The organism is Trabulsiella odontotermitis (assembly GCF_001297775.1).
GTDB lineage: Bacteria > Pseudomonadota > Gammaproteobacteria > Enterobacterales > Enterobacteriaceae > Trabulsiella > Trabulsiella odontotermitis.
Genome location: NZ_LIFX01000011.1, coordinates 176,167 through 201,757, shown reverse-complemented (window position 1 = coordinate 201,757; position 25,591 = coordinate 176,167). Strand labels below are relative to the sequence as shown.

Below are 25,591 nucleotides of genomic sequence, written 5' to 3'. Positions count from 1 at the left end.
GCTTGCCAGCTTTTACTAACGCCCCGCCAGCACCGATGAATAAGCGTTTCTGATGTATTTCGCTGTTTTTGCGCAACAACCAGCAGAAGCCGCTATGCCCCATCAGAGGTAATTTTGCACCGTCACAGTGCAATCCTGGTCAATAAACCAGCAATGCGTCTGATGTTGTTGAAATTGTCAGCAGTCAGCATCTGCCAGGGCAACCTGGCTTTGACAAAGGCAAACAGCGCCGTTACTATGCGCCCCGTTCACACGATTCCTCTGTAGTTCAGTCGGTAGAACGGCGGACTGTTAATCCGTATGTCACTGGTTCGAGTCCAGTCAGAGGAGCCAGATTTAAAAAAGCCTGCTTTCGAGCAGGCTTTTTGCATTATGTGATGCCAAAACGCTGGCGATACTGGCCCGGCGTAACGCCCGTTATTTTGCGAAAAATCTTGCGGAAGGCGGACGGGTCGGTATACCCCACTTCCCAGGCAATGTGATCGACAGAACGTCCCGTCAATTCCAGTGCATCCCTCGCTTTCATAATCCTGACCTGCTGCACATATTCCGTTGGCCGGATCCCCGTTGCTTTCTGGAAGCGGCGCAGAAAGGTCCGTGGCGTCATACCCGCCAGGGCAGCCATCTCTTCAATAGATTGCGGGTCTGCAAAGCTTGCATGAAGCCGGTGCTGGACGCGCAGGATCTCACCATCGCCATGGTCGAAATCCGGGATAAACGCCGCATAGGTGCTTTGTTCCCGCCGGGGCGGATCGATAAGTAAAAAGCGGGCGGTGGCCAGCATTGTGCCGGTTCCCAGCAGTTTTTCGATAAGCGTCAGGCCGAGATCAGTCCAGGCCAGGATACCCCCCGCCGTAATAATATCGCCATCGTCGATCACCATATTTTCCGCCGCCACATCCACCGCCGGGAAACGCTCCGCGAGCGCCTGCGCAAAGGCCCAGTGTGTTGTTGCGCGGCGATGATCGATAAGCCCGGTTTCCGCCAGCACGAACGCCCCCGCGCAGACCGAACACAATGTAACGCCCTCGTGATAAAGCGTGTTCATCCAACGAGCAGGCACCGCCATCGACACCATTTTTGACGGTATCACCAGCCCCGGCGGCGCAATCAAATGACTCAGGCGATGGGGTGCATCCGGGTGGCTGTCCCAGACACACTCCACCGTCTCATCGTCGGGCTTTACCTGCCAGTGTGATACCCGAATAGCCCGCAGAGAGACCTCACCAGAGATACTCTCCGCCCAGTCGGCGGCGATCCTGAACATATCAGTCAGCCCATACACTGCCGCAAGCTGGCAGTCGGGGTAAATCAGCAGGCCAATCTCCGCCACCACCGTTCGTTCAGCAGAATTTATCATTTGTCAGTTTTAACCCTGATAATGTCATTTTTGACAATTCTATCCGCTCCGGCATTCCTGAACAATAGCTCCGTCAGACAACAACTGCGATGGCCTGAACCCCAATCTCTGGCCCAGGGCATCACATGACTCTCATCACAGACAGGAGATATTCCTATGAGCAACGGCATCATCACCACCAAAGACGGCACCCGGATTTTCTACAAAGACTGGGGTCCGAAAAACGCGCAGCCGATCGTCTTTCACCACGGCTGGCCGTTAAGCGCTGACGACTGGGACAACCAGATGTTGTACTTTTTATCTCACGGTTATCGCGTCATCGCCCATGACCGCCGCGGTCACGGCCGTTCCGATCAGACCGATACAGGCAACGAGATGAACACCTATGCCGCAGACGTCGCCGAGCTTGTTCGCGTGCTGGATCTGAAAAACGCTGTGCATATCGGTCATTCCACCGGCGGCGGTGAAGTGGCGCGCTATGTCGCTCGTGCCGAAGCAGGCCGTGTGGCGAAGGCGGTACTGATGGGCGCTGTGCCGCCAGTCATGCTCAAAACCCCGGCGAACCCGGAAGGGCTGCCGATGTCCGTTTTCGACGGTTTCCGTAGTGCGCTGGCGAATAACCGCGCGCAGTTCTTTATCGACGTGCCATCAGGCCCCTTCTATGGTTTCAACCGTCCTGGTGCGAACGTCATTCAGGGCCTGATCGACAACTGGTGGCGTCAGGGCATGGCAGGCGGCATCAAAGCGCAATATGACTGTATCGCGGCGTTTTCTGAAACCGACTTTACCGACGATTTAAAAGCCATCACGGTGCCGGTTCTGGTGATGCACGGCGAAGACGATCAGGTCGTCCCGATTGATGACTCCGCTCATAAGGCGATCAAACTGCTGAAACAGGGCACGCTGAAAACCTATCCGGGCCTGTCGCACGGGATGTTCGCCACGCACCCTGACACCATCAACCCGGACTTGCTGGCGTTTATCAGGACGTGAGTCCTGCAAAAAGAGCCGGCCCCGCTCGCTGCAGGTGTCCGGCTCCATCGTTTAATTCTTCGCCACTCTGGTGATTCATCCTTTTGCCACCTTTTGTTTCACAATCCTGTGACATACTATCCGGTAATCCAGAATCGCTGAGACAAGGAGTAAATGATGAACACTACAGGTAATGGGCTGACGCCGGAGCAGGCGCTGACGCAGCTTGAAGCACTGTATGAAGAGTCAGTCGGCGCACTGCGCAGCGCGATTGGTGATTACATTCATGACAACACGCTGCCGGATACCGAGGCCCGCGCCAGAGGGCTGTTTGTGTACCCCGAGCTGTCCGTGTCATGGAACGGGGTCGCACCAGATGCGCCGAAAACCCGCGCCTACGCCCGCTTTACACACGCAGGTTGCTACACCACGACCATCACCCATCCTCAGTTGTTCCGCCAGTACCTGCTGGAACAACTGACATTGCTGCATGAGAACTACGGCGCGCACATTTCGGTTGCCCGCTCGCAGCATGAAATCCCCTATCCTTACGTTATTGATGGCTCCAGACTGACGCTGGATCGCTCGATGAGCGCCGGGCTGACCCGCCATTTCCCGACCACTGAGCTGTCGCAGATTGGCGATGAAACCGCAGATGGCCTGTTCCACCCTGGCGAGTTTTATCCGCTGTCGCATTTTGATGCCCGCCGCGTCGATTTCTCGCTGGCACGTCTGCGCCACTATACCGGCACGCCGGTCGAACATTTCCAGCCGTTTGTGTTGTTTACCAACTACACACGCTATGTCGATGAGTTTGTCCGCTGGGGTTGCAGCCAGATCCTCGACCCGGAAAGCCCGTACATCGCCCTCTCCTGCGCTGGCGGGATCTGGATCACCGCCGAGACCGACGCCCCGGAGCAGGCAGTTTCTGATCTGGCCTGGAAAAAACATCAGATGCCCGCCTGGCACCTGATCACCGAAGACGGCCAGGGGATTACGCTGATTAACATCGGCGTCGGCCCGGCTAACGCGAAAAATATCTGCGACCATCTGGCGGTGCTGCGCCCGGACGTCTGGCTGATGATTGGTCACTGCGGCGGCCTGCGTGAAAGCCAGGACATTGGCGACTATGTGCTTGCGCACGCTTATCTGCGCGACGATCATGTGCTGGATGCCGTGCTGCCGCCGGATATCCCGATTCCGAGCATCGCGGAAGTGCAGCGCGCGCTGTATGACGCGACCAAGCAGGTCAGCGGCATGCCGGGCGAAGAGGTGAAACAACGCCTGCGCACCGGTACGGTCGTCACTACCGATGACCGCAACTGGGAGCTGCGCTATTCCGCGTCGGCGCTGCGTTTTAACCTCAGCCGGGCGATCGCTATCGATATGGAAAGCGCCACCATCGCCGCGCAGGGTTACCGCTTCCGTGTGCCGTATGGCACGCTGCTGTGCGTGTCCGACAAACCGCTGCATGGCGAAATCAAACTGCCGGGGCAGGCAAACCGGTTCTATGAAGGGGCGATTTCTGAGCATTTGCAGATTGGCATCCGCGCGATTGATCTGCTGCGTGCTGAGGGCGAACGCCTGCATTCCCGCAAGCTGCGTACCTTCAACGAACCTCCGTTCCGTTAATTATCAGGTGAAATCATGACAACCACATCGCCTCTCAACGCCCTACGTAACATGCTGCAGGCACAGAATCTGGACGGGATGTTTGTCCCCCGCGCCGACCCGTTCCAGAGCGAGTACGCCGCGCCCCACGATAACAAACTGGCGTGGCTGACCGGGTTTACCGGCTCGGCGGGTCATGCGCTGGTACTGCGCGACCGGGCGATTATTTTCGTCGACGGGCGCTATCAGGTGCAGGTGCGTCAGGAAGTGGATTTAAACGAGTGGGAAATCCGCCATCTGCATGATGATCCGCTGGCGGAGGTGATGGATACCGAGCTGCCCGTCGGCAGCCGCATCGCCTTCGAACCGCTGTTGATGGTGAACAGTCAGTACGAGAGTCTGCGGGCCACCCATTGCAAGATGGAAGCGTTGACGGACGATCCGTTTAACACCATCTGGACTGACCGCCCTGCTGCGCCGCGTGGCATGATCCGCGAAATGCCAGTCGAGGTGAGTGGAGAAAGCAGCGCCGACAAGCGCGAACGCATCGCCGCCTTGCTGGCGGAAAAAGGCGTTGATTACCTGGCAATTTCCCAGCCGGATAATATTGCGTGGCTGCTTAATGTGCGCGGTGCCGACATCGCCATGAGCCCGGTCGTGCTGTCATTTGCGCTGCTGAGCCATACCGGCGAACTGGAGTGGTTTGTCGACAGTGAAAAAACCGCGCAGTTGCCCTCAGCGTTGCTCGAATCCGTCAATCTTTCGCCGATGGAAGCGTTCATTCCACGCTGTCAGCAGGTGGCCATTGGCAAGCGCGTGATGCTCGACAGTGATTATTCGCCCGTTGCCGCGCGCTTTGCGGTAGAAAAACACGGCGGCGAAGTGGTCTGGCAGCCCGATCCCATCACCTTTATCAAGGCGAAGAAAAACCCCGTCGAGCTGGAAGGTTACCGCGACAGCCACCGCAAAGATGGCGCGGCGTGGGTGAATTTCCTCGCCTGGCTGGCGCATGAAGTTCCGGCGCGAGAAGCGGCAGGCAACCCGCTCACCGAACTGGAAGCGCAGGCGCAGCAACTGGTGTTTCGTCAGCAACAGGATGGTTTTATCGAACAGAGTTTTGGCACCATCTCTGCCTCGGCCAGCAACGCGGCGATGTGCCATTACCACTCCAGCGAAGCGACCAATACCGCAATCACCAGTGAAAACTTTTACCTCAACGACTCCGGCGGTCAGTACAGCAACGGCACCACCGATGCCACGCGCACGCTGGCGTTTGGTCAACAGGGGCCGCAACAGCGCCTGCACTATACCGCCGTGCTGAAAGGGTTTCTGTCGCTGATCACCCTGCAATTCCCGCAGGGCTCGCACGGGCACCAGCTTGACGCCTTTGCTCGCCGCCCGCTATGGGAACTGGGGCTCGATTTTGATCACGGCACCGGCCACGGCGTGGGGCATCAACTGATGATCCATGAAGGGCCGCAGCGCATCGCCAAAAAGGTCAACCCGTGGCCGCTGACGGCGGGTAACATCATGACCATCGAGCCCGGTTACTATCTGGCGGATCAGTACGGCATTCGTATTGAAAACCAGGTGGAAATTGTGGATGCGCAGCCCGGTTTCTGCCGTTTTGCCTCTCTGACGCTGGTACCGATTGATTTAAGCCAGGTGGACTGGAATCTGCTGAATGATCAGGATGTTGAGTGGATCGACAACTACCACCAGCTCGTCCGTGAATCGCTATCGCCACTGGTGGACAGCGATGCGCGCCCGTGGCTGTTTGAAGTGACGGCACCGGTGCGGGTGCAGGTGAACTAAACGTAAAAGCGGGTTAGCGCTCAGCTAACCCACCGAACGCTACGGGTGAATTGTTGTTCCGTCATGGTGTTTCCCCACTGGTCGCCCTGCCATTCTTTCGTCAGTGTGAAACCGAATGATTCGTACAGGCGCCTCGCTGCCGTCAGTTTATTGAACGTCCAGAGCTGAACCGCAGAGAATTGCCTTTCATCGCAAAAATTCATCGCTTCAGCCATCAGCTTTCTGCCCACTCCGCTACCACGGCAACCGTCGTCAAGGATGAACCAGCGCAAGTGCGCCTCATTGTTTCCCAGATCCTCACCATCAATGGCGACAGAACCCACGATGCGACCACCCTGTACCGCTAACCAGATGTGATTGCACGCCTTATCCAGACGGCCGGAAAAATCAGCCAGACCCGCCGCGACCTTGCTTTCGAAAAAAAGGCCAAAATCATGCTCTCTTGCGTAATAACGGCCATGCATTTCCGTGATGCGGCCAATCATTCCCGGCTGATATCCGGTGACAATTTTGATGCTGCTTTGCGCATTCAGGGAGGCGTTATCACGGCAGGCTTTCAGGGCGCTGGCATAGCAACGAAGACCTTGTGAGACGACGTGCTGCTGACAGGAGTCCATTTTTTCCAGTGCGGCAATGACGCGTTCATTACCGTACTGGTTAATTTTCCACACCGTTTCCCGGCCCTGCGCCGTCAGGCTGAGCTGCTTAATCCTTGCATCTTCTGCAGACGGGGTGACCTGCAGTTCACCATCTTTAACCAGTTTTGCCAGCATGCGGCTGACACTGGACTTCTCAAGCCCCAGAAGCTGTACCAGCTGAGCCGCGGTCATTGCGCCACGGGCTTCCACTTCAAGCAATGTATGTACGACAGAAGGAGAATACGCCGTTGCCGCCAGCGTGTGGCGCATAAAGCCGAGTTCCCGAACCATCAGGCGCGATGATATGCGTATTTCTTCAACCAGTGGCGATTCGGCTGTCATTGACTTTTACCTTGTGGAATATGGTTGTATTATACAACCATATTTTTAAAATGGGTGTCAATGGGTGTGCTGGAGGGAGAGTTGATATGGTTAAGGGATTAGAGGCTAATTGATTTGACTGGCCGCTTCGTGCCAAAAGCGGACATTGATAATTGAACAGAGAAGTTCAGCAATGTACTTATTTCTGAAGTCTGGCTGCTGCTTTTAAAGTAGCCTGCCGCCTCTTTTCAATAAATGGCGCAACCTGTTTCTGTGCTTTTTTTAGCTGTTCTTCTGATGCTGTGCGGGGTGAGCCACAGGTAAAGGGAGGTGCGGGGTCGTATTCCAGATGCAGCTGAATATTCTGAGCAATATCACTTCCGTAGATTTCTGACACGACGTTGAGAGCAAAATCTATACCTGAAGTTACACCTGCGCCAGTTATACGGTTGCGGTCACGAACTACACGCTCACTTACTGGCTCTGCACCCAACAAAGCCAGCTGATCCAGAGAAGCCCAGTGCGTAGTTGCTTTATATCCCTTCAGAAGCCCCGCTGCGCCCAAAACAAGCGACCCAGTGCATACCGAAGTCACGAGCTTTGCTTGTTTACTTTGAGTCCGGATAAACGAAAGGACTTCTTCGTCCTCCATCAGGTTTATCTGCCCTGGACCACCAGGGACACAAATTACATCCAATTCGGGACATGCGTTGAATGTGGTTGTTGGCTGTATAGCCATACCACGATCAGAAACCACGAGGTCCAGGTTTTTCCAGATTAGGTGAACCTTTGTGTTTGGAGCTCTTACGAAGACTTCATAAGGGCCGGTAAGATCAAGTTGAGTAAGAGCCGGAAACAGGATCAGCCCGATTGATGTGCATGTAGTATCAATCATAAAAATCCTTTTAACTTAAAAGGATATAATGTCTTTTCCTTCAACAATTGCAACCATTTGTTGAACGAATAGAAGTGCGTCTACTGAAGACCATGCTTAATCCAGCTGTATTTCAGTAGCATTATGAAATCCGAACCAAGATGACTAATCGTAAAAAGACCGCTCCTCGCTCATAGCGGACTAAATCCCCCCAAGGATCACTATTAGGGTTCTCGTTGGTCCGGGCATATACTGCAAGCCCCGGCAAGACTTACCTTCCACAAGCCCATTCCTGCTGGCGCGCGCTCCCCATCACGCCAGCAGGATGGATTTACGCTACCGGGTCAGCAGGCAAATCAAACAGATCGGCTTTGCCGCCTGTATACATCTGGACGGTGGACGGTTCGGAATACATCCGATGCGGGAAGATAGCCGGGATCGCGCTGGCCTGGTCGAGCCTTTCAATTTGCTCCGGGCTAAGTGTGAGTTTCACCGAGGCAAGGTTTTGCTCGAGCTGCTCATGAGTACGAGGACCGATGATCGGCAGAACTCCCTTAGCGGCGACCCAGGCGATGGCGACCTCGCCTGCGGTCACTCCGGCCTCGCTGGCAATGGCTTCGACAGCATCAAGGATTGCGGTCCGCTGCGGCGAATCTTCAGGCTGGAAGACCCGGCCACCAAAGCCTTCCCGACGACCACTTTCACCTTTGCGATATTTACCGGTGAGCATACCGCCGCCAAGCGGTGACCACGCGACGATGCCGAGGCCGAGTCCGTGTGCGGCGGGCAGCATCTCGTGTTCAACCGCGCGTTCAACCAGACTATATTCCAGTTGCAGCGCGGCAATGGGCACAGTACCCCGCAACTCAGCAATGGTGGCCGTACGTGCCAGACGCCACGCGGGGAAATCGGACAACCCGGCGTAGAGGATCTTGCCAGCGCGGGCAAGGTCATCGAACCCGCGGACAATCTCCTCGGACGGTGTCACCTGGTCCGGGAAGTGCGCCCAAAGCAGATCAATGCGATCGGTCTTGAGGCGTTTCAGGCTCGCTTCGACCGAACGGATCATCGACAGGCGGCTGTTACCACTGGCGAGGATGCCATCCGAAGGATCTGTCTGCGCCGTGTACTTCGTTGCCAGCACAAATTGATTCCGTCGCCCGACCAGTAAGTCGCCGAGGATTTCTTCTGATTCACCGAACTGATAACCATTGGCTGTGTCGATGAAATTCCCGCCCGCGTCGGCGTAGGTGTCGACGATTCGGCGAACTTCATCAGGCCCGGCGCCATGTCCCCAGCGAGTCCCAAAGGTACCCGCGCCCAGAACGAGTTCTGATACCCGAAGGCCTGAGTGTTTGCCAAACAGTTTGTAACGCATATTCACTCCCGTTGATCAGGTTAGTTGACAACTTGCACAAGCCACCTGGACTCGAGCGTAAGAGCAGGAAACCGCTGGCTACTGTTCAGTGAGCGCAGCCGTTTTGCTGCGTCCTGGTAAAGCGTCAGCCGCGGCTTCCAGAATTCGTTGTGACAAATGTTCGTCTTCGACAGCGCGTGACAACATAAGCGCACCAACCATCGTTGACAGGATAGCGACCGCATCCACCTCTTCTTGCGCGTCTTCATTACAATCGGAAAGTGCGCTTTCAATCACTTCCAGATAGCCCCGAATACCGTCCTCAAAACTCCGGCGGATTGGCCCCTCCCGGCGGGCGACATCCGCCACCAGGGCAGCAATTGCGCAGCCACTGGCGGGATTGTCCCGGTGTTCGGGCGAGAGATATCGGTCGATGATCGCCGCCATCACATCGCCATTGCTGGTATTAATGAGCGAATTCAGAGTATCAATGTTTGCTGTCATCGCCTGCTCGCAGGCTTCAACAGCGAGGTCATCTTTTGACCCGAATTGCTTGTAGAAACCGCCCTGAGTCAGGCCCACGGCAGCCATAATTCCACTCAAAGCGACACCATCAATGCCGTGCTCGCGGAAAAGTTTTGCGGCTTCTTTAACGACGGCGCGACGGTTCTCCTCTGCCTTCGCTCGACTGACTTTCATAGGCTTCCTCAATATGATTTTAGATTATTACTATAATCTAAAATGAATGGCAGTAAAGAAATCTTTAACGTTCTGCTCCAGCCGCTGACGCCCATACGTGTAATGACGCTGTTTATCGTGCTGTCGCCGTTTCTTTTGCCAGGGATCCGGCCTATCGTGTTATGAGCATTAACTCATTAACAGGAACGGAATGATGCGTGACCTCCCGCCTACCGCCACGTTGCGGACATTTGAAGTCGCCACCCGCCATACCACGTTTACCTCCGCCGCGGCAGAGCTGTGTATTACGCAAAGCGCGGTCAGTCATCAGCTGAAAAATCTGGAGGAAATCTGGGGATTGCCGCTTTTTGAACGTGGTAAAACCCTCAGACTCACACCGGCAGGCGCTGCGCTCGCGCCCCTGGTACGCGAATTTTTTAGCAAGCTGGAAACCACGCTCGCCGATCTTCGTGAGCAAAAAGGCCGGGTACGATTGCGGGTTAATACCACCTACTCTTTCGCTCTGAAATGGCTGCTACCACGTCTGCCAGGTTTAGCACGTTTACATCCGGAAATTCTGGTGACACTGGAAAGCACGGATAAAGCCATTAATTTCGCCAGTACCGATTCCGATGTGGCGATCCGTTTCGGCCACGGTAATTATCCGGCGCTGCATACAGAGTTTATGTTTCGCGAGCAGTTATTTCCGGTTGCCAGCCCGGCACTCTTGCAGCGTTTTGGGACTCCCGGCGAGCCTGCCGAACTGCTACGTTATCCACTGCTGACGCGGGATGGCGCTGATCTGGTGCCGAAATGGGATGTCTGGTTTAAGCTTATCGGCCTGAATACGGATGTGCTGCATGAAAGCGTTCGCTTCGCGGATACCAACATGACGATTGAAGCCGCGCTGCTGGGTCAGGGCATTGCCTTAGCGCGCAGCGGACACGTTGAAAAAGAGATCGGTGATGGCAGTCTGGTGCGCCTCTTTGACGTTCCTTTCCCGTCACCGGCCGCCTATTATTTCGTCTGCCCGAAAGGTATCGAAACGCAACCGCACATCATTAAATTCCGCAAATGGCTACTGGCGGAATCACAACAGGCACAGATCCATTACCGTTGAAGTATGAGCATTTCCTCATACCACAATGACGACACTTCACTTTTCATTCGGACATGTGCCGTTTAGCATCAGGATATGCCCATACATATTGTTTTACTTACCTTATTTGCTGCGCTGCTGCATGCCAGCTGGAACGCCTTGTTACGTGGCGGTACTGATCGGTTGTGGTCGATGACCATCATGTGTCTGACGATCGCCCTTACCTGCGCGGTGACGGCGCTGTTTTTGCCAGCCCCTGACAGCGCCAGCTGGAAATACGCACTGCTCTCAGCGCTGCTGCATGTCGGCTATAACCTGTGTCTGATACGCAGCTATCGGAGCGGAGATTTCGGGCAGACTTACCCGATTGCGCGCGGTTCTTCGCCGCTGATGGTGACCTGTGCGGCGGCAATTTTCGCCGGGGAACGAATTGAACTGAGTACGTTTATCGGCATCACACTTATTTCCGTCGGCATCCTGATGCTTGCTGCAACAGGCGGCAAACGGGTGATGTCCGGCCTGCAATATCCGCTGGCAACGGGGGCTTTTATCGCCGCCTATAGCGTAGTGGACGGGATGGGTGTGCGCGTATCCGGTAACGCGCTTTCCTATACCGTATGGATGAGCGCATTATGGGGGATAATGATGCCAGCGCTTTATATCACGTTGCGCGACTATAAAAGTTTGCTCTGCTGGCGACCCGACTTATTCCGTGCGGCAGGAGGCGGGCTTGTTTCGCTACTGGCTTACGGCATTGTCATTTATGCCATGACAGCGGCGCCGATGGGTGCTGTCTCTGCATTGCGTGAAACCAGCGTGCTGTTTGCCGCCGTGCTGGGCTATATGTTTCTCGGCGAAACGTTAACGCTGAGAAAAATGCTGACGTGCACAATGATTGCCGCCGGTACACTGATGATTGGTTAACCAAATCAGGAGAATAAATGATGTCTGACCATCCCACGATAGCGCTTGTTGGTCCGGGGGCTATCGGTACGACCATCGCCGCGGCACTGCATGAAGTTAACCGCACCCCCGTCCTTTGCGGGCGTACCGCGCATTCGCAGTTAATTTTGCGTCATGATGAAGGTGAAATTGTCGTTCCTGGCCCGGTACTGAGCGACCCGGCGACCATCCGCCATCCGTTCAATCTGGTGTTTGTCGCGCTGAAAACGACCCAGGTCGCTGACAGCGCCGGGTGGCTGGCGGCATTGTGCGATGAAAACACCGTCGTGTGCGCACTGCAAAATGGCGTCGAGCAGACAACGCAGCTGGAACCCTTCGTCAATGGCGCAACTGTGCTGCCTTCAGTGGTGTGGTTCCCGGCGCAGCGCGAGCCGGATGCTTCGGTCTGGTTACGCGCCAGTCCACGCCTGACGCTGCCGAATGTGCCGCAGGCAAAACGGGTCGTTGATGCGCTCGCAGGCACTCGTTGCACCGTTGAACTGTCTGACGATTTTATCTCCATCGCCTGGCGCAAACTGCTGCAGAACGCCGTGGCCGGTCTGATGGTACTGGCGAATCGCCGTGCCGGGATGTTTGCCCGCGAGGATATCACTGAACTGGCACTGGCTTATCTGCGTGAGTGCCTGACCGTCGCACGCGCGGAAGGCGCGGAGCTGCCCGATAACACTCTGCAGGAGATCATCGACGGTTTTCATCGTGCCCCTGCGGATTTAAGCACGTCCATTCTCGGCGACCGCCAGGCCAACCGTCCGATGGAGTGGGACATCCGCAACGGCGTAATACAGCGTTATGGTCGCTTACATCAGATTCCAACGCCCATCAGCGACGTCGTGGTGCCGCTGCTGGCGGCGGGAAGTGAGGGGCCGGGTTGATGTGCCTTCCCCCATTAAATGATCGCCGAAGATCTAAAAGCATTCGATAATGGTAGAGACAAAATCCTGCCAGGTACGGCATTCGCTGGCTTTTTTTAGGTTGGGCGGCTCCAGCAATAAGACGATCAGATTATCGAAAATATCGTAAAACAGTGCCCGCTCGGCCTGATTAATGGAAAACAGCAGCACCACATTGACCATATTATTCCCCCACGGGAATGTTTTTTCACTGATGACCACGCACAACCCGGTTTTCTTCGCATTCATTTTCATCGAGTGCGGGACAGCGATATTGCCAAAAGTGGTGGAATAACTGCGTTCACGCTCGAAAACATCCCCGACAAAAGCCGCGTCCACATAGCCGTGACGGTGCAATGCTTCCGCCATAAAAGGGATGGCTTCGTTTTCATCCGCCAGTTGCGGATTAAAGAAGAACAAATCTTCATTGGAGATCAACTGCAGGTTTTCCAGCAACCTGGCGCGTTTCTTTTTCTGCCTTACCCGCTCCATTTTATATTGCAATGCAGAGATATCCCGATCGGTCAGGAACGGATTGATATAAACCCACTCCATCATGGTTTGTGGGATCCGTAATGTGGAAATAAGGAAATCCGGGGTCGGCAGGTTTGTAAATTCCTCGTACGAGGTAACAATGGCCCTGATGATAAGTTGCTGACCAAACAGGCTGTCGATTTGCGAAATCAGCCGGTTGGTATGGTTATGGTAGTGCGGCACCAGAAGCACACAACTCACTTTATTCTGCTCGGCGATCTGGTTACCCAGAATGCTGCCGATATGCAGGGCGATATAGGCGATTTCATGTTCATCCACCGTAAAGCCAGTGGACTGGCGAATTTTTTCGGAAATCGCCACCGCACATTCAAAAATCAGCGGGCAGGACGTTTTAATATGTTCAGTCAGCGGATTACGGGTAACGTGCCCGTGCTGCAAACGCACCAACAGGTTCTTAATATGGATAGTAAAGCGAATCAGGAACTGTTTGCTGTCGCCATCGATAAAATCATAACGCTGCATTTCTTTGCGCAAAATCCCGACCAGTTCCATGCATTTTTTACCGGCCAGTTCCTCAATATTACCGGCATGGATTTCATCCATATCAACCCGGATCAGGCTGCTCAGAAGCACCACGGTTAACGCTTCGGCTTCCAGCTCGTTATAGACCACATCGAAATGTCGCTCAATATCATGAATGACTTTACGGGCGAGCGTCGTTTCATGTTCGTCATATTTTCGAACGTCGGAAGCGTCGTGGGCAGCGCCATTTTTATGGTAAGTATGATCGTTGCGGATCCTGTCGATACTGATAACCACATCCAGCACCAGGCTCAACAACGCATATTCGTTAATAAAATAGTGCCAGGCTTTGCAGGACTCCACCAGAATGGAAACAAGGTGGTCGATATCATACTGCGGAAAGATCCGCCCTATTTCCGCGAGGCTGAGTATATTCGCACTAAACTCCGCGTACAGCAGGCTGGAAAACATGCGGCGTTTATCGCGTTCCAGCCCTTCGATATCCAGACAATCGTTCGTGACAGTGAGGTAAAGATTAAAATCCTTTAGTTTTTTCCGCACCAGCAATAAATCTTTCTTAACGGTTTCATAGCTGACGCACAGAATATCACTGAGACCATACAGGTCGGGAAGCTGGCTCGCTGGCTGGCGACTATTGAGTAACTGAGTTAACAGGTAATTGACCCGCTCTTCCGGCGTCTGCGGCATTTTATGAACCTGGCTGGAGAGCACTGACATGGCGCGCGCTTTGTCCACCACGTAACCACGATGCGAAGACTGAATAAGCCCTGGCTCGCTGACGTTGATCTCGGCAATGTAGTTTTTCACGCTGCGATCGCTGACGGCCATATTCATCGCCAGCACCTGAGCAGTCAATGCCTCGGTGCTGTCGAGAAACAGTCGCAACAGTTTCATATGCTTGCTTTGCATTATTACTCCTTCCTCTGGTCTGCCCTGATGCAACCCGCCACCGACGATACGCGTTTTTGCCCCACGCCCGGGCGGTTCATCACCAGTAACCCACTGATAACCAGCAGGATACCCAGACAGGCCCACACTCCTGGTGTCTCATGAAAAACAGCCATTCCCAGCAGCGTCGCCACTACCGGCTCGACAGAGGCCATCATTGCCGCTTTGCTTGCCTCACCCAGGCTGACCGCCCGCGTATACAGCAGATAAGGCACAGCCGTATTCAGGATACCTATCACCGCCACCCACAACAGCGCGCCGGGCCCGGCACGTAATATGCCCAGGCCATGAGGAATATTCACCGCCATAACCGCGGCGGCGGCGCCAAACACCAGACTCCAGGCGGTGACCGTTAAGGCATCGCCGCGTTGCGTCTGTATTTTTGCCAGTACGGCATACAACGCATACAGTAATGCGGCAAGCAGGGCAAAACCAATCCCTCGCCAGGAGTAGTGCAGCGTGGCGGGAAACAATCCCGCGGCCAGACTGCAGCCGCAAAACGTCAGTGCCAGCGCGAGGAGCTTATGTCGCGTTAGCGGTTCATTGAAGATCACCACCGACAGCAACATGACGATCGCCGGAGAGGTATAAATAAGCACGGCGGTCAGCGACAGGGAGACCTCCTGCACTGACAACACGTAGCACAGCGAGAAAAGGAACAGACAACCTGCCCCCATCGCCGCCAGCCAGGGTAACTGCCGCAGGCTGATGCGCATACCCGCCGGGCGACGCAGCGCGATCGCGCTCATTACGCCTGCCGCAACCAGCAGGCGTAAAGCGCCGATCTCAACGGCATCGAAGCCGTATGCGCTGAGATAGCGCATCACCAGCCCTGACGTCCCCCAGCAAATCCCGCTGGCCATCGCCAGCAGGGCAGATTTGTCAGCCACGATCAGAGGTCTTCCCCATGAGTGGCGATGACCCGCTGATACCAGCCATAGCTTTTCTTACGGCTACGCGCGCCGCTTCCCTGTCCATAGTCGTCGAGATCCACGTAGATGAAACCATAACGTTTGCTCATTTCAGACGACGAGCAACTGACAATATCGATAGGGCCCCACGGGAAATAGCCGATGACGTCAACACCATCGCGAACCGCTTCTTTCACCTGGGCCAGATGCGAACGCATATAGTCGATGCGGTAATCGTCGTGAACCTCTCCGTTCTCTTCTTTTTTGTCGAACGCGCCAATACCGTTTTCAGCGATCATGATCGGAACCTGATAGCGATCCCAGTACAGATTAAGCTTGGTGCGCAAACCGACAGGATCAATCCCCCACCCCCAGTCGCTCGCCTTGATATGTGGATTGGCGTAAGAGGTTTTGTGTTTTAACACGCTTTCAGCATCGCTGATCCGGGTGTAATAGTAGGAAATGGCCATGAAATCAGCGGTATTAAGTAACGCTTCCTCGTCACCCGGGTAAAACTGCAACTGAATATCATGCTCGGCGAAATAGCGAAACGCATAGCCCGGGTAACGCCCGCGCAGCAGAACGTCGCCATAAAAATATTCCATCTGGTTGCGGCGTACGGTTGCCAGCACATCTTCAGGTTTACAGGTGGCAGGATAGCTAATGCCATCAGCGAACATCATGCCAATACGGAATTGCGGATTAATGCGCCGCGCAATCGCCGTCGCTTTCGCGCAGGCGACCATCTCATTATGCACACCCTGATATTTCGCCTCGGCCAGGTTGGTGACTTTATCTTCCGCGATACCCAAGTGGTTAAAAGATTCATGAATAATCAGGTTGATTTGATTGACGATAATCCAGTACTTCACCTTGTGCTGATAGCGAGTGAATACCGTCTCGCAGTAGCGAACAAAAAAATCGACCAGCTCACGCGAATACCAGCCGCTATACGCCGTGGTCAGATGCAGCGGCATCTCATAATGGGAAAGCGTGATCACCGGCTCCATCCCATTCGCGATAATTTCGTCGATAAGATTGTCATAAAAGCGCAGCCCGGCTTCATTCGGCTCCTGCTCGTCACCGTTCGGGTAGATACGGGACCAGTTAATGGAGGTACGAAACGCGTTCATTCCGGTGTCGGCTAATAATTTCAAATCTTCTTTATAGGTATGGTAAAAATCAATGGCATTGCGCTTAGGATAGATGCCCTGCGTATCCTGCATGGCTGACAGAATATCCTGAGTGGTGATCTCTTCGTTATATTTTTTATCCAGCGCGATATCATTACGAAAAAGATTAATATCCGCGACGCACCAGCCTTTGCCATCTTCTTGCCAGGCACCTTCACACTGGTTGGCCGCGACGGCGCCACCCCATAAAAATTTATCGGAGAAGCCGTCAGGAATACGTTTACTGGTCAAAATAGATTACTCCTTTAATGTCGTGGCCCGCAGGCCACGTGTAGGGGATAAAACTCAGGCAGCGGCGGATTCTGCAGCAACCTGCTGCCTTTCATACATTTTGAAAAATGGATACCAGATGAGCGTGCTCACGGTGGCGACGACAGCCAGCAGAATCAGGCCATTCAGATCCTGCGATACAATCCAGGTCGAAATCGGGAACGGGCAATACCACATGTCGAATACGGCGGCAGGAATATTGACCACGCCCATACTCAACACCACATAGGTGATTAGCGGCAAAATAATGCCCTGCAACCACAGCGGTACCATTAAGATGGGGTTCCAGGCTACTGCGCCAAAAATAACCGGCTCATTAATATTAAAAATGCCGGGTACCAGCGATGCCGATCCCAGGGCTTTCAGTCTGCGGGATTTAGATCTCACCAGCATAATGACCAGCGGCAGCGTTGCGCCAATACCGCCAATCGCCACCCACCCGGAATAAAGCACTTCTGCGGTGACGATATTTTTTGCCACGCCACCCGCAGCAACGGCCGCCATATTAGCCGTAATACCCGCGAGGAAAATCGGCTTGGTGATAGGGAAAAGGACCCATCCGCTGATCCCCATTGAGTAGAGAAATACACCAAGGAAGGTGATGAGCAGGAAGCCGGGTAACGTCTGGGCGAAACTGGTGATCGGCATGAAAATGTTAATCAGGATCTGGTAGAGATCCAGCCTGAAGATATATACGGCAAGCCAGCCGGTAGCGGTCACCACCAGGATAGGGATGATGGCGTCAAACCAGACCCGGACAAAATCCGGAATAGCACTGTCCTGTTTAAAAAAGGAATATTTACCGGCGATACCCATAATAAAAGCAACATAGATCCCGGCGATAATGGCGACAAACATCCCGCCCGCGCCAAAATACTTAAATTGCAGAACCGGCACTTCCTGTAATTTCACGATAATCATGAATAAAGCGATGCCAGACATCCCTGCAATCAGACGCATTTTATTGATTTTCTTTTTTTCCATATAATTAAATGGAATCAAAAAAGCGATAAATATCGAAATCAGCCCCATGGTATAGCTGGAGAGTGTCGACAGATTAGGAAACCAGGGAAGGAAGTTTTTCAGGATCGATAATACGGTGACCAGTGAACCCACCAGGATCATCGGCAGCACCTGCATAATCGAATCTTTCAGCGTCAGTACCCAGACGTTGCGGTTGATTCTGTTCATTGGCGGTGCGAAATGCACCTCCATCCAGTCAATAAATTTCTGCATGATGGCCAGCTCCGCTTAATTCTTATTTAATTCGGCCAGAAGATGATCCAGCGCCTGGGCTCCATCGAGGAGCGAGTAGTAGGATTTTTCCATCAGGATAACTTTGATGTTCATCGCCTCCACTTTTTCTTCCAGTTCCGGAATCAAATATTTCAGGTGGGGCCCGACCATCAGACAATCTATTTCCTGGAGGTAGCTCTCAACTTCGGCCTCGCTGCGGGCGACGATGTTACAATCCAGCCCACGTTGCGCCGCTTCTTTACGTATGTTGGCCGCAAGAAATCCACTGGATGCCCCGGAACCGCAGATCAACAAGATATTTAGCTTTTTCATTTACATGTGGACCTTTATATTAATGTATGGTTGTAGAGTGATTTAATATTGCTGTCCCTGGCATTGAATCGCAAATACACCGTTTCACCACCGAAGTGAAAATCTTTACTGATAAGATGAATCGAAAAAAATAAGTGATCTTCATCACAGCAAAAATAACGATTTATTTTTCCTGGCATTGCTGAAATGACTTAGCGTGATAACGCTGGCGCGTTTCGCTATCAGGCGTCAGATAAAGATACCCGGTTGTGCCATCAACCAGCGCTTCCAGACCTTCCCATTCGTCGGGCAAGCCGGGGGCATTCAGACCCATAATCGCCGGGATCCCCATCGCCCTCGCCAGAATCGCACTATGGGATATGTCAGAGCCCTGTCGGGTCACGATAGCGACGATGTGCTGCCTGTCGAGTTGCACCGTTTCGCTGGGTGTTATCTCTTCGGCCAACAGAATGGTATTGCGCCCGTATAACGGTTGCGCCGCACGTTGAGGCCCGCAGAGAAGCGTGATGAGCCTTCCGGCCACATCGCGAATATCTACTGCCCGGGCCTGGAAATAGGTATCTTCCATCGCCGCCATCTGCGCGGCAAACAGTTCACCAACCTGCTCGACGGCCCAGGCCGCACTGGCGTTCTCGTGGATGATGACATCACGAATTTCCTGTTGAAAATCATCATCCTGCAACATTAACTGGTGGGCTGAGAACAGTTGGGCAGTTTCTTCTCCCGTCTCTGCACGCACTTTATCTTCCAGTGCCTGTAACTGCGATAACGCGGTGTCACACGCCAGTTCAAACTGTTGCAACGCCTGTGCGGAATCAACGGTACGTTGCGGGTTAATATTCCGTATGGCCGGATGCCAGATCCCGATATGCCCGAGGGCGATACCCGGGGAGACACTATTGCCTGCGACTATCTGCATGATTTTTCCTCGCGAATGTCAGAGGTGCTGGCAGAAAAAGTCGTGCAGCGCAGCGATGGCCTGTTGCTCATCATCCCCGCTGGCGCAAATGGTCACCGTATCGCCACATTTCACGTTCAGCCCCATGACGGTGAAGATCTTTTTCAGGCTGGCCTGCTTATCGTTGCGGGCAATTTGCAGCTCAGAGTGATAGTTCATGGCTAAACGAACCAGCAACCCTGCCGGGCGGGCGTGAATACCGAGGGCGTCACCGATAGTGTATTGAAATTGTTCCATTGAAAGATCCTGTCGCTGAATTACACATTTTATTGATAAGGATTTTTAGCGCCGTACCACTGTCAATTTTGCTGTTCGAGATGACTTAAACGCTTATCCAGCATATGGAAGATTTTTAACAGATGGCGGCTCATAAGCAGCTCGCTGTTAATCGTCATTAACGTATCCTGCGCATGGTTAAATAATAATGAGGGAGGAAAAACATCACCGTGGATCTCGCTCTGGACAATATCCGTCTGATTACTGTGGGCAATGGTGATTTTCTTCTGTGCCTGACTAATCTTCTCGTCTGCTTCGGTGAAATGGTTTTGTTCTATGGCTAATAACGCATCCGTGATTAATGCCCGGGCATCCCCGGCTTCCATAATAATATTCATTGCCACGCTATTAATCTGTTCACTTTTATCCATTGGGTATCTCGCTATGCAGTTAATTTTTCCATTCCGTCCGGCACGGTTTTTACTGTCGACGGAGAAAAAGAGTCTGTTTCTGTCATATATATACTTGAGCACAGGGGAGAGATCGGAACAAATAAATAATTTCCCCCCCGGGGGGAAACCGTCAGCGTTATGCCGGGGGGTTCGCTTTTTCTAAACTAAAGCCTCGGATTATGTTGTTTTACGTGCTATTCATGGAAAAGGTATACCTACAGGAAGTTCCTTTAACAGGCAGGCAAACATGAGCACACATACCCGCATTCGCAAATTCAATACGAAAGACACCTACCCGAATCAGTCGCTGGACAACGATCTTTGCCAGGCCGTTCGTGCAGGTAACACCGTTTACGTTCGCGGTCAGATAGGGACTGACTTCGACGGCAATCTGATAGGGCTGGGCGATCCGGCGGCACAGGCAGAACAGGCGATGAAGAACGTTAAGCAACTGCTCGAAGAGGCAGGCAGCGATCTGTCACACATCGTTAAAACGACCACCTATATCATTGACCCCCGCTATCGTGAGCCGGTTTATCAGGTCGTTGGCAAATGGCTGAAAGGCGTGTATCCGATCTCGACCGGGCTGGTGATTTCCGGGCTTGGTCAGCCGGAATGGCTGATGGAAATTGATGTTATCGCTGTGATCCCGGACGACTGGCAATCGTAAGCAGGAGAATAAAATCATGACGTTATCGATTGTCGGGCGCTGCGCGCAGACCGGCCAGATGGGTATTGCTATCAGTTCTTCCAGTATCGCGGTGGGCGCGCGCTGCCCCTGGCTGCGTAGCAACGTCGGCGCGGTATCGACCCAGAACATCACCTTACCGGCGCTGGGGCCGCGCATTCTTGATCGGTTGCAACAGGGCGACTCCGCCGAAACCGGGCTGAAGAATGGGCTGAATACTGATGACTATCACATGTACCGGCAGGTCACCGTACTCACGCCCGAGGGGAAAAGCGCGTTCTACAGCGGTGAAAAGACGCTCGGTATCAACCATGCACTGTCAGGGGAAAACTGCGTGGCGGCGGGTAATCTGCTGGCGAATCAGGATGTGATTACCGCGATGGTTCACGCCTTCGAACACCACTCAGGGCATCTTGCCGACAGGCTGATTGCCGCGATGCAGGCGGGCCTGAGGGCGGGCGGTGAAGCGGGCCCGGTGCATTCGGCCGCGCTGTCGATTGTGGATTCTCCCGTCTGGCCGATTGTGGATTTGCGTGTCGACTGGACTGACGCCGATCCCATTGATGAACTCAGCAAACTCTGGCAGGCCTATAAACCGCAGATGCAGGACTACTTAACCCGGGCACTCGATCCCCGCAGTGCGCCGGGCTACGGTGTGCCGGGTGACGAGTAACCGCAAGGAGAGCCAATGATGACCAGCCGCAAACTGCTGGAACAACTGGTGGCCTTTGACACCACCAGCCGCGAATCTAACCTGGCGCTGATCGATTTTGTCAGGCGCTACTTAACCGAGCTTGGCGTCAGCTGCGAACTGGTCCATAACGCTGAACGCAGCAAAGCCAATCTTTATGCGCGGCTTGGCCCCGCAGGGAACGGCGGTGTGATGCTTTCAGGTCACAGCGATGTGGTGCCGGTTGACGGGCAGAACTGGAGCGTCCCTCCTTTTGCGCTGACGGAGCGGGAGGGCAAACTCTACGGTCGTGGTACGGCAGACATGAAAGGTTTTATCGCCTGCGTGCTGGCGGCGGTGCCGCATTTTCTTGCCCAGCCGCTGGCGCAACCGCTGCATCTGGCGATTTCTTATGATGAAGAAGTGGGCTGCCTCGGTGTGCGCACCTTGCTGGACGTGTTGTCCGCTCGCCCGGAAAAACCCGCTATCTGCATCATTGGCGAACCCACCGAATTGCAGCCAGTGCTCGGCCACAAAGGCAAGCTCGGTGTTCGTTGTGAAGTCCAGGGCGCGGCCTGCCATTCGGCTTATGCGCCGCAGGGTGTCAATGCCATCGAATATGCCGCGAAACTTATTCATCATCTCATGATGACAGGCCAACGACTGGCTGCGCCGCAGTATCAGGATGCACGTTTTGATCCGCCCTTTACCACCGTGCAAACCGGCGTGATCCGGGGCGGTCAGGCGCTGAACATCGTGCCTGACGACTGTTTGTTTGACTTCGAAGTACGCACCCTGCCGCAGGATGACGCACAGGAGGTGCTCCGGGATCTGGAACGTTACGCGCAACACGAGTTGCTGCCGCAAATGCACGCCGTGAATCGCGACACAGCGATCCGCTTTTATCCCCTCAGCAGTTATCCCGCGTTGTACACCGCGGAGCAAAGCGCCGCCGCGCGGTTGATTGCGCTTCTCACCGGGTCTGAAGCGTTCAGTACCGTCGCATTCGGCACCGAAGGTGGACTGTTCAGTCAGGCAGGTATTCCCTGCGTGGTATGCGGGCCGGGCAGTATCGCGCAGGGTCATAAACCCGATGAGTTCATCGCTGTCGAACAACTGAACGCCTGCGATGCCCTGCTGCGCCGTCTGGCGGCGTGGATGTGCCAGCCAGCATGACATTGCCTCAGGGAACCCGGGGTAAGCCCCGGGCCGCCCTTTCCTCTCTGCTTTAACTTTTCCAAACACCAGCTTCAGGAAGCACTAACCGCGTAATGCGCGCTCAGGCAGTATGCTGGAGGCACGCATTTGATAGCCCGTTTCTGGAGATTCCATGGTAAGTGCAGAAGTCACCCCGTTCCAGCAGCCCAACATGCTGCATCCTGTCGTGAACAAACCTAACGTTGCCGTCCGGCTGGATGGCGTACTGAAACGCTTTGGCGACGCCACCGCATTACACAAAATTTCCCTGATGATTGAGGAAGGGGAATTTATTACCCTGCTCGGCCCGTCAGGTTGCGGTAAGACCACCCTGCTGAATCTGATGGCGGGTTTCGCCGAAGCGGATGGCGGAGAGATTTTTATCGATGGTGATCTGGTGACGGACATTCCGCCATACCAGCGTGAAATCGGCATTGTGTTTCAGAACTATGCCCTGTTCCCGCATATGACGGTCGAGAAAAACGTGGGTTACGGTCTGCGGATGCGCGGAGTGCCAAAAGCGGAGATCACCGAACGCGTTGCGCAGGCGCTGGAACTGGTGAAACTTGCCGGTTACGGGCATCGCAAACCCCGTGAACTTTCTGGTGGTCAGCAGCAGCGTGTGGCGCTGGCCCGCGCCCTCGTGATCCGCCCCAAAGTATTGTTGCTCGATGAACCCTTCTCCGCGCTGGATAAAAACCTGCGCCTCTCCATGCAGGTTGAGCTGAAAGCGATTCAACGCAAGCTTGGCGTCACCACTGTGTTTGTTACTCATGATCAGGGTGAAGCACTGAGTATGAGCGACCGTGTGGTGGTGATGTCGGCGGGGCATGTGCGCCAGATTGGCACGCCGGATGAGATTTATCGTCGTCCGACGGATCCGTTCGTCGCGGGCTTTGTGGGGGATGTGAACATTCTGCCGGGGCGCTACGCGGGTCGCGACGGCGAGGCGATACTGGCGCTGGGCGGCAACGTGCTGCGTCTGCCAGCGGAGCGTGTACAGGCCACGATTGGCGAACGTCTTAATGTCTACGTCCGTCCGGAGAACATTCAACTGGCGCCGCTTGATCCGCATTCGCTGTTCAGCGCGACGGTGATCGCGCATGTGTTTCAGGGCGATCATGTCGATGTGCACCTTGATGCGCCCGCACTGGGCAGCGCCACGCTGTTTGCGCGCCAGTCCGGGCTGAATTCGCTGACGCGCTGGCCCGTCGGCAGTCTGGTCGGTGTGACCGTTGATGACGAAGGCGTGTGCGCGTTCAGCGCAGCGACAGAGGAATAAACGCTGATGATGCCTGAAATGATGAATGCGGTCATTGCGCGCCAGCCGGGCGGCCCTGACGTCCTGGAACTTGTTCAGCGCAAAATACCGAAGCCTGACGCGGGTGAAGTGTTGATTCGCGTCGCCAGCGCGGGGGTAAATCGCCCTGATATCCTGCAACGCACCGGCATGCCGGTGCCGCCAGGGGTCACCGATGTGCTGGGGCTGGAAGTCTCCGGTACCGTGGTTGCCGTGGGCGCCGGTGTTGAATTTCCCGCGCCTGGCACGCCAGTCATGGCACTGCTCAACGGCGGCGGTTATGCCGACTACTGCGTTGCACGTGCCGAACTCTGTTTATGCGTACCGGAAAACCTGCCGCTGGCGCAGGCGGCGGGCGTGCCGGAAGCGGCATTTACTGTGTGGCATAACCTGTTTGAACTGGGCCGTTTGCAACCGGGCGACACCGTGCTGATCCACGGTGCGGCCAGCGGCGTGGGGACCTTTGCCATTCAGTGCGCACAGGGCTGTGGGGCACGTGTGATAGCGACGGCAGGCGGTGCTGAAAAGATTGCCGCGCTGCAAAAACTCGGTGTCTGGCATGCCATCGACCGTCACAACGAAGATTTTGTCGCGGTCATTCTCGATGAAACCCGGGGACGTGGTGTGGATGTGGTGCTGGATAACGTCGGGGGCGATTATGTGGCGCGCAACCTGAGCGTGCTAGCGCAGGGCGGTCGTCACGTCAGCCTTTCATTTATGCAGGGCGCGAAGATTGAACTCGACCTGCAACTGGTGATGCGCAAAGGCCTGAGCCTGACGTCATCCACGCTGCGCCCGAAAAGCGCAATGGAGAAAATGCGACTGGCGCAGTGCATCAGCAAACATCTGCTGCCGCTGATCGCCGCCGGTAAAATCGCCCCAATTCTTCATCAGACATTACCGTTAGCGCAAGCCGCCGATGCGCATCGCATTCTGGAAGCCAACGCCAACATCGGCAAAGTGCTGCTGCAGGTGGCGCCATGATGCAACTCTTTTATGCCAGCACCTCGGCTTACGTACGCAAAGTGATGGTGTGCGCGATCCTGCTGGGGCTTGCTGATGAGCTGGAACCACTGGATTCTGCCGCGCATCCCATTGAGCGCGACGAACGTATCGCGACGTTTAATCCGCTGGCCAAAGTGCCCGCGCTGCGCACCGCAAGCGGGATGTGTCTCTACGACAGCCGGGTTATCTGCGAGTATCTCAACGCGCTCGCAGAGGGCGATTTATTCCCCGAAAAAGGCGATGCACGCTGGCGAAGTCTGGCACGGCAGGCGCTGGGGGATGGGATCATTGATGCCGCCCTGCTGGCGCGCTACGAGTTCAGCGCTCGCCCGCCCGAAAAGCAGTGGCAGGACTGGGCTGATGCGCAACTGAAAAAAGTCGCTGCCGCGCTGGCGGACATTGAAATTCAGGTCAGCGGTTTTAGTGAACAACCCGACGATATCGGCCTCATTGCCATCGGTTGTGCGCTCGGTTATCTCGATTTCCGCTTTGCCGGACTGAACTGGCGTGCCAGTCACCCGCATACCGCCGCGTGGTTCGCCGTTTTTGATGCGCATCCGGCCATGGCGGCCACGCGTCCACATGTTTAATCAGGAGT

The 25,591-nt window shown here is 54.7% G+C and carries 25 protein-coding genes and 1 tRNA gene; 13 read left to right on the top strand and 13 right to left on the bottom strand.

The window, feature by feature from the left end; translation table 11 throughout:
* Nucleotides 1–257 precede the first annotated feature (257 nt).
* Nucleotides 258–333 (top strand) — tRNA-Asn (locus tag AOY23_RS16090).
* Between the two features lie 37 nt (nt 334–370).
* Here the strand turns inward: AOY23_RS16090 and AOY23_RS16085 are convergent.
* Entirely contained in the window at nt 371–1,360 is a 990-nt protein-coding gene (locus AOY23_RS16085) for a GlxA family transcriptional regulator (RefSeq protein ID WP_054180359.1), read from the bottom strand.
* Nucleotides 1,361–1,516: 156 nt separating this feature from the next.
* On the opposite strand from AOY23_RS16085, the gene AOY23_RS16080 reads away from it, so the two are divergent.
* From AOY23_RS16080 to AOY23_RS16070, 3 genes are all read left to right on the top strand, one after another.
* On the top strand, nt 1,517–2,353 hold the full coding sequence (locus AOY23_RS16080) for an alpha/beta fold hydrolase (RefSeq protein WP_054180358.1): 837 nt from the start codon (nt 1,517–1,519) through the stop codon (nt 2,351–2,353).
* Nucleotides 2,354–2,509: 156 nt separating this feature from the next.
* The gene (locus AOY23_RS16075) at nt 2,510–3,964 is read left to right on the top strand and encodes an AMP nucleosidase (protein ID WP_054180357.1); all 1,455 of its coding nucleotides are present in this window, start codon (nt 2,510–2,512) and stop codon (nt 3,962–3,964) included.
* 15 nt (nt 3,965–3,979) lie between these two features.
* A complete protein-coding gene (locus tag AOY23_RS16070; RefSeq protein WP_054180356.1) occupies nt 3,980–5,758 on the top strand; it encodes an aminopeptidase P family protein in 1,779 nt (592 codons plus the stop codon).
* Between the two features lie 20 nt (nt 5,759–5,778).
* On the opposite strand, the gene AOY23_RS16065 is transcribed toward AOY23_RS16070, so the two are convergent.
* The 4 genes from AOY23_RS16065 to AOY23_RS16050 form a co-directional block, all read right to left on the bottom strand.
* Nucleotides 5,779–6,738: a bifunctional helix-turn-helix transcriptional regulator/GNAT family N-acetyltransferase gene (locus tag AOY23_RS16065; RefSeq protein ID WP_054180355.1), complete on the bottom strand. Its 960-nt coding sequence runs from the start codon at nt 6,736–6,738 to the stop codon at nt 5,779–5,781.
* Between the two features lie 178 nt (nt 6,739–6,916).
* Nucleotides 6,917–7,612: a DJ-1/PfpI family protein gene (locus AOY23_RS16060; protein ID WP_054180354.1), complete on the bottom strand. Its 696-nt coding sequence runs from the start codon at nt 7,610–7,612 to the stop codon at nt 6,917–6,919.
* Nucleotides 7,613–7,922: 310 nt separating this feature from the next.
* Nucleotides 7,923–8,969: an aldo/keto reductase gene (locus AOY23_RS16055; protein WP_054180353.1), complete on the bottom strand. Its 1,047-nt coding sequence runs from the start codon at nt 8,967–8,969 to the stop codon at nt 7,923–7,925.
* Between the two features lie 78 nt (nt 8,970–9,047).
* Nucleotides 9,048–9,647, bottom strand: coding sequence for a TetR/AcrR family transcriptional regulator (locus tag AOY23_RS16050; RefSeq protein ID WP_054180352.1), 600 nt, complete (start codon nt 9,645–9,647; stop codon nt 9,048–9,050).
* A gap of 193 nt (nt 9,648–9,840) precedes the next feature.
* Here AOY23_RS16050 and gcvA point away from each other — a divergent pair, with 193 nt between their 5' ends.
* The 3 genes from gcvA to AOY23_RS16035 all read left to right on the top strand — a co-directional run bounded on the left by gcvA (nt 9,841) and on the right by AOY23_RS16035 (nt 12,560).
* Complete coding sequence (gene gcvA / locus AOY23_RS16045; protein WP_054180351.1) at nt 9,841–10,746, top strand: transcriptional regulator GcvA; 906 nt, start codon at nt 9,841–9,843, stop codon at nt 10,744–10,746.
* Between the two features lie 75 nt (nt 10,747–10,821).
* Nucleotides 10,822–11,649, top strand: a complete 828-nt coding sequence (locus tag AOY23_RS16040) for a DMT family transporter (RefSeq protein ID WP_054180350.1) — start codon at nt 10,822–10,824, stop codon at nt 11,647–11,649.
* 20 nt (nt 11,650–11,669) lie between these two features.
* On the top strand, nt 11,670–12,560 hold the full coding sequence (locus tag AOY23_RS16035) for an oxidoreductase (protein WP_054180368.1): 891 nt from the start codon (nt 11,670–11,672) through the stop codon (nt 12,558–12,560).
* A 33-nt stretch (nt 12,561–12,593) separates the two neighbouring features.
* On the opposite strand, the gene AOY23_RS16030 is transcribed toward AOY23_RS16035, so the two are convergent.
* From AOY23_RS16030 to AOY23_RS15995, 8 genes are all read right to left on the bottom strand, one after another.
* Nucleotides 12,594–14,525, bottom strand: a complete 1,932-nt coding sequence (locus tag AOY23_RS16030) for a BglG family transcription antiterminator (RefSeq protein ID WP_054180349.1) — start codon at nt 14,523–14,525, stop codon at nt 12,594–12,596.
* Nucleotides 14,526–14,527: 2 nt separating this feature from the next.
* A complete protein-coding gene (locus AOY23_RS16025) occupies nt 14,528–15,454 on the bottom strand; it encodes a DMT family transporter (protein WP_054180348.1) in 927 nt (308 codons plus the stop codon).
* A gap of 2 nt (nt 15,455–15,456) precedes the next feature.
* A complete protein-coding gene (locus AOY23_RS16020) occupies nt 15,457–16,899 on the bottom strand; it encodes a glycoside hydrolase family 1 protein (protein ID WP_054180347.1) in 1,443 nt (480 codons plus the stop codon).
* Nucleotides 16,900–16,953: 54 nt separating this feature from the next.
* Nucleotides 16,954–18,174, bottom strand: coding sequence for a PTS sugar transporter subunit IIC (locus tag AOY23_RS16015; RefSeq protein ID WP_054180346.1), 1,221 nt, complete (start codon nt 18,172–18,174; stop codon nt 16,954–16,956).
* Between the two features lie 15 nt (nt 18,175–18,189).
* Entirely contained in the window at nt 18,190–18,507 is a 318-nt protein-coding gene (locus tag AOY23_RS16010) for a PTS sugar transporter subunit IIB (RefSeq protein WP_054180345.1), read from the bottom strand.
* A 163-nt stretch (nt 18,508–18,670) separates the two neighbouring features.
* Nucleotides 18,671–19,426, bottom strand: coding sequence for a phosphoenolpyruvate-utilizing N-terminal domain-containing protein (locus tag AOY23_RS16005; RefSeq protein WP_054180344.1), 756 nt, complete (start codon nt 19,424–19,426; stop codon nt 18,671–18,673).
* Nucleotides 19,427–19,444: 18 nt separating this feature from the next.
* Nucleotides 19,445–19,702: an HPr family phosphocarrier protein gene (locus AOY23_RS16000; protein ID WP_054180343.1), complete on the bottom strand. Its 258-nt coding sequence runs from the start codon at nt 19,700–19,702 to the stop codon at nt 19,445–19,447.
* Nucleotides 19,703–19,764: 62 nt separating this feature from the next.
* On the bottom strand, nt 19,765–20,112 hold the full coding sequence (locus AOY23_RS15995) for a PTS sugar transporter subunit IIA (protein ID WP_054180342.1): 348 nt from the start codon (nt 20,110–20,112) through the stop codon (nt 19,765–19,767).
* 268 nt (nt 20,113–20,380) lie between these two features.
* On the opposite strand from AOY23_RS15995, the gene AOY23_RS15990 reads away from it, so the two are divergent.
* The 6 genes from AOY23_RS15990 to AOY23_RS15965 all read left to right on the top strand — a co-directional run bounded on the left by AOY23_RS15990 (nt 20,381) and on the right by AOY23_RS15965 (nt 25,583).
* The gene (locus tag AOY23_RS15990) at nt 20,381–20,803 is read left to right on the top strand and encodes a RidA family protein (RefSeq protein ID WP_054180341.1); all 423 of its coding nucleotides are present in this window, start codon (nt 20,381–20,383) and stop codon (nt 20,801–20,803) included.
* Between the two features lie 16 nt (nt 20,804–20,819).
* Nucleotides 20,820–21,494 carry a DUF1028 domain-containing protein gene (locus tag AOY23_RS15985; protein WP_054180340.1) on the top strand — a complete coding sequence of 225 codons (675 nt, stop codon included), beginning with the start codon at nt 20,820–20,822 and terminating at the stop codon, nt 21,492–21,494.
* Between the two features lie 15 nt (nt 21,495–21,509).
* Complete coding sequence (argE, locus tag AOY23_RS15980) at nt 21,510–22,667, top strand: acetylornithine deacetylase (RefSeq protein ID WP_054180339.1); 1,158 nt, start codon at nt 21,510–21,512, stop codon at nt 22,665–22,667.
* A 154-nt stretch (nt 22,668–22,821) separates the two neighbouring features.
* Nucleotides 22,822–23,970, top strand: a complete 1,149-nt coding sequence (locus AOY23_RS15975) for an ABC transporter ATP-binding protein (protein WP_054180338.1) — start codon at nt 22,822–22,824, stop codon at nt 23,968–23,970.
* 6 nt (nt 23,971–23,976) lie between these two features.
* Nucleotides 23,977–24,972 (top strand): NAD(P)H-quinone oxidoreductase, encoded by a 996-nt coding sequence (locus AOY23_RS15970; protein WP_054180337.1) that lies wholly within the window; start codon nt 23,977–23,979, stop codon nt 24,970–24,972.
* Nucleotides 24,969–25,583, top strand: coding sequence for a glutathione S-transferase (locus AOY23_RS15965; RefSeq protein WP_054180336.1), 615 nt, complete (start codon nt 24,969–24,971; stop codon nt 25,581–25,583). Before AOY23_RS15970 ends, AOY23_RS15965 begins: the two co-directional genes overlap by 4 nt.
* Nucleotides 25,584–25,591: the final 8 nt, after the last annotated feature.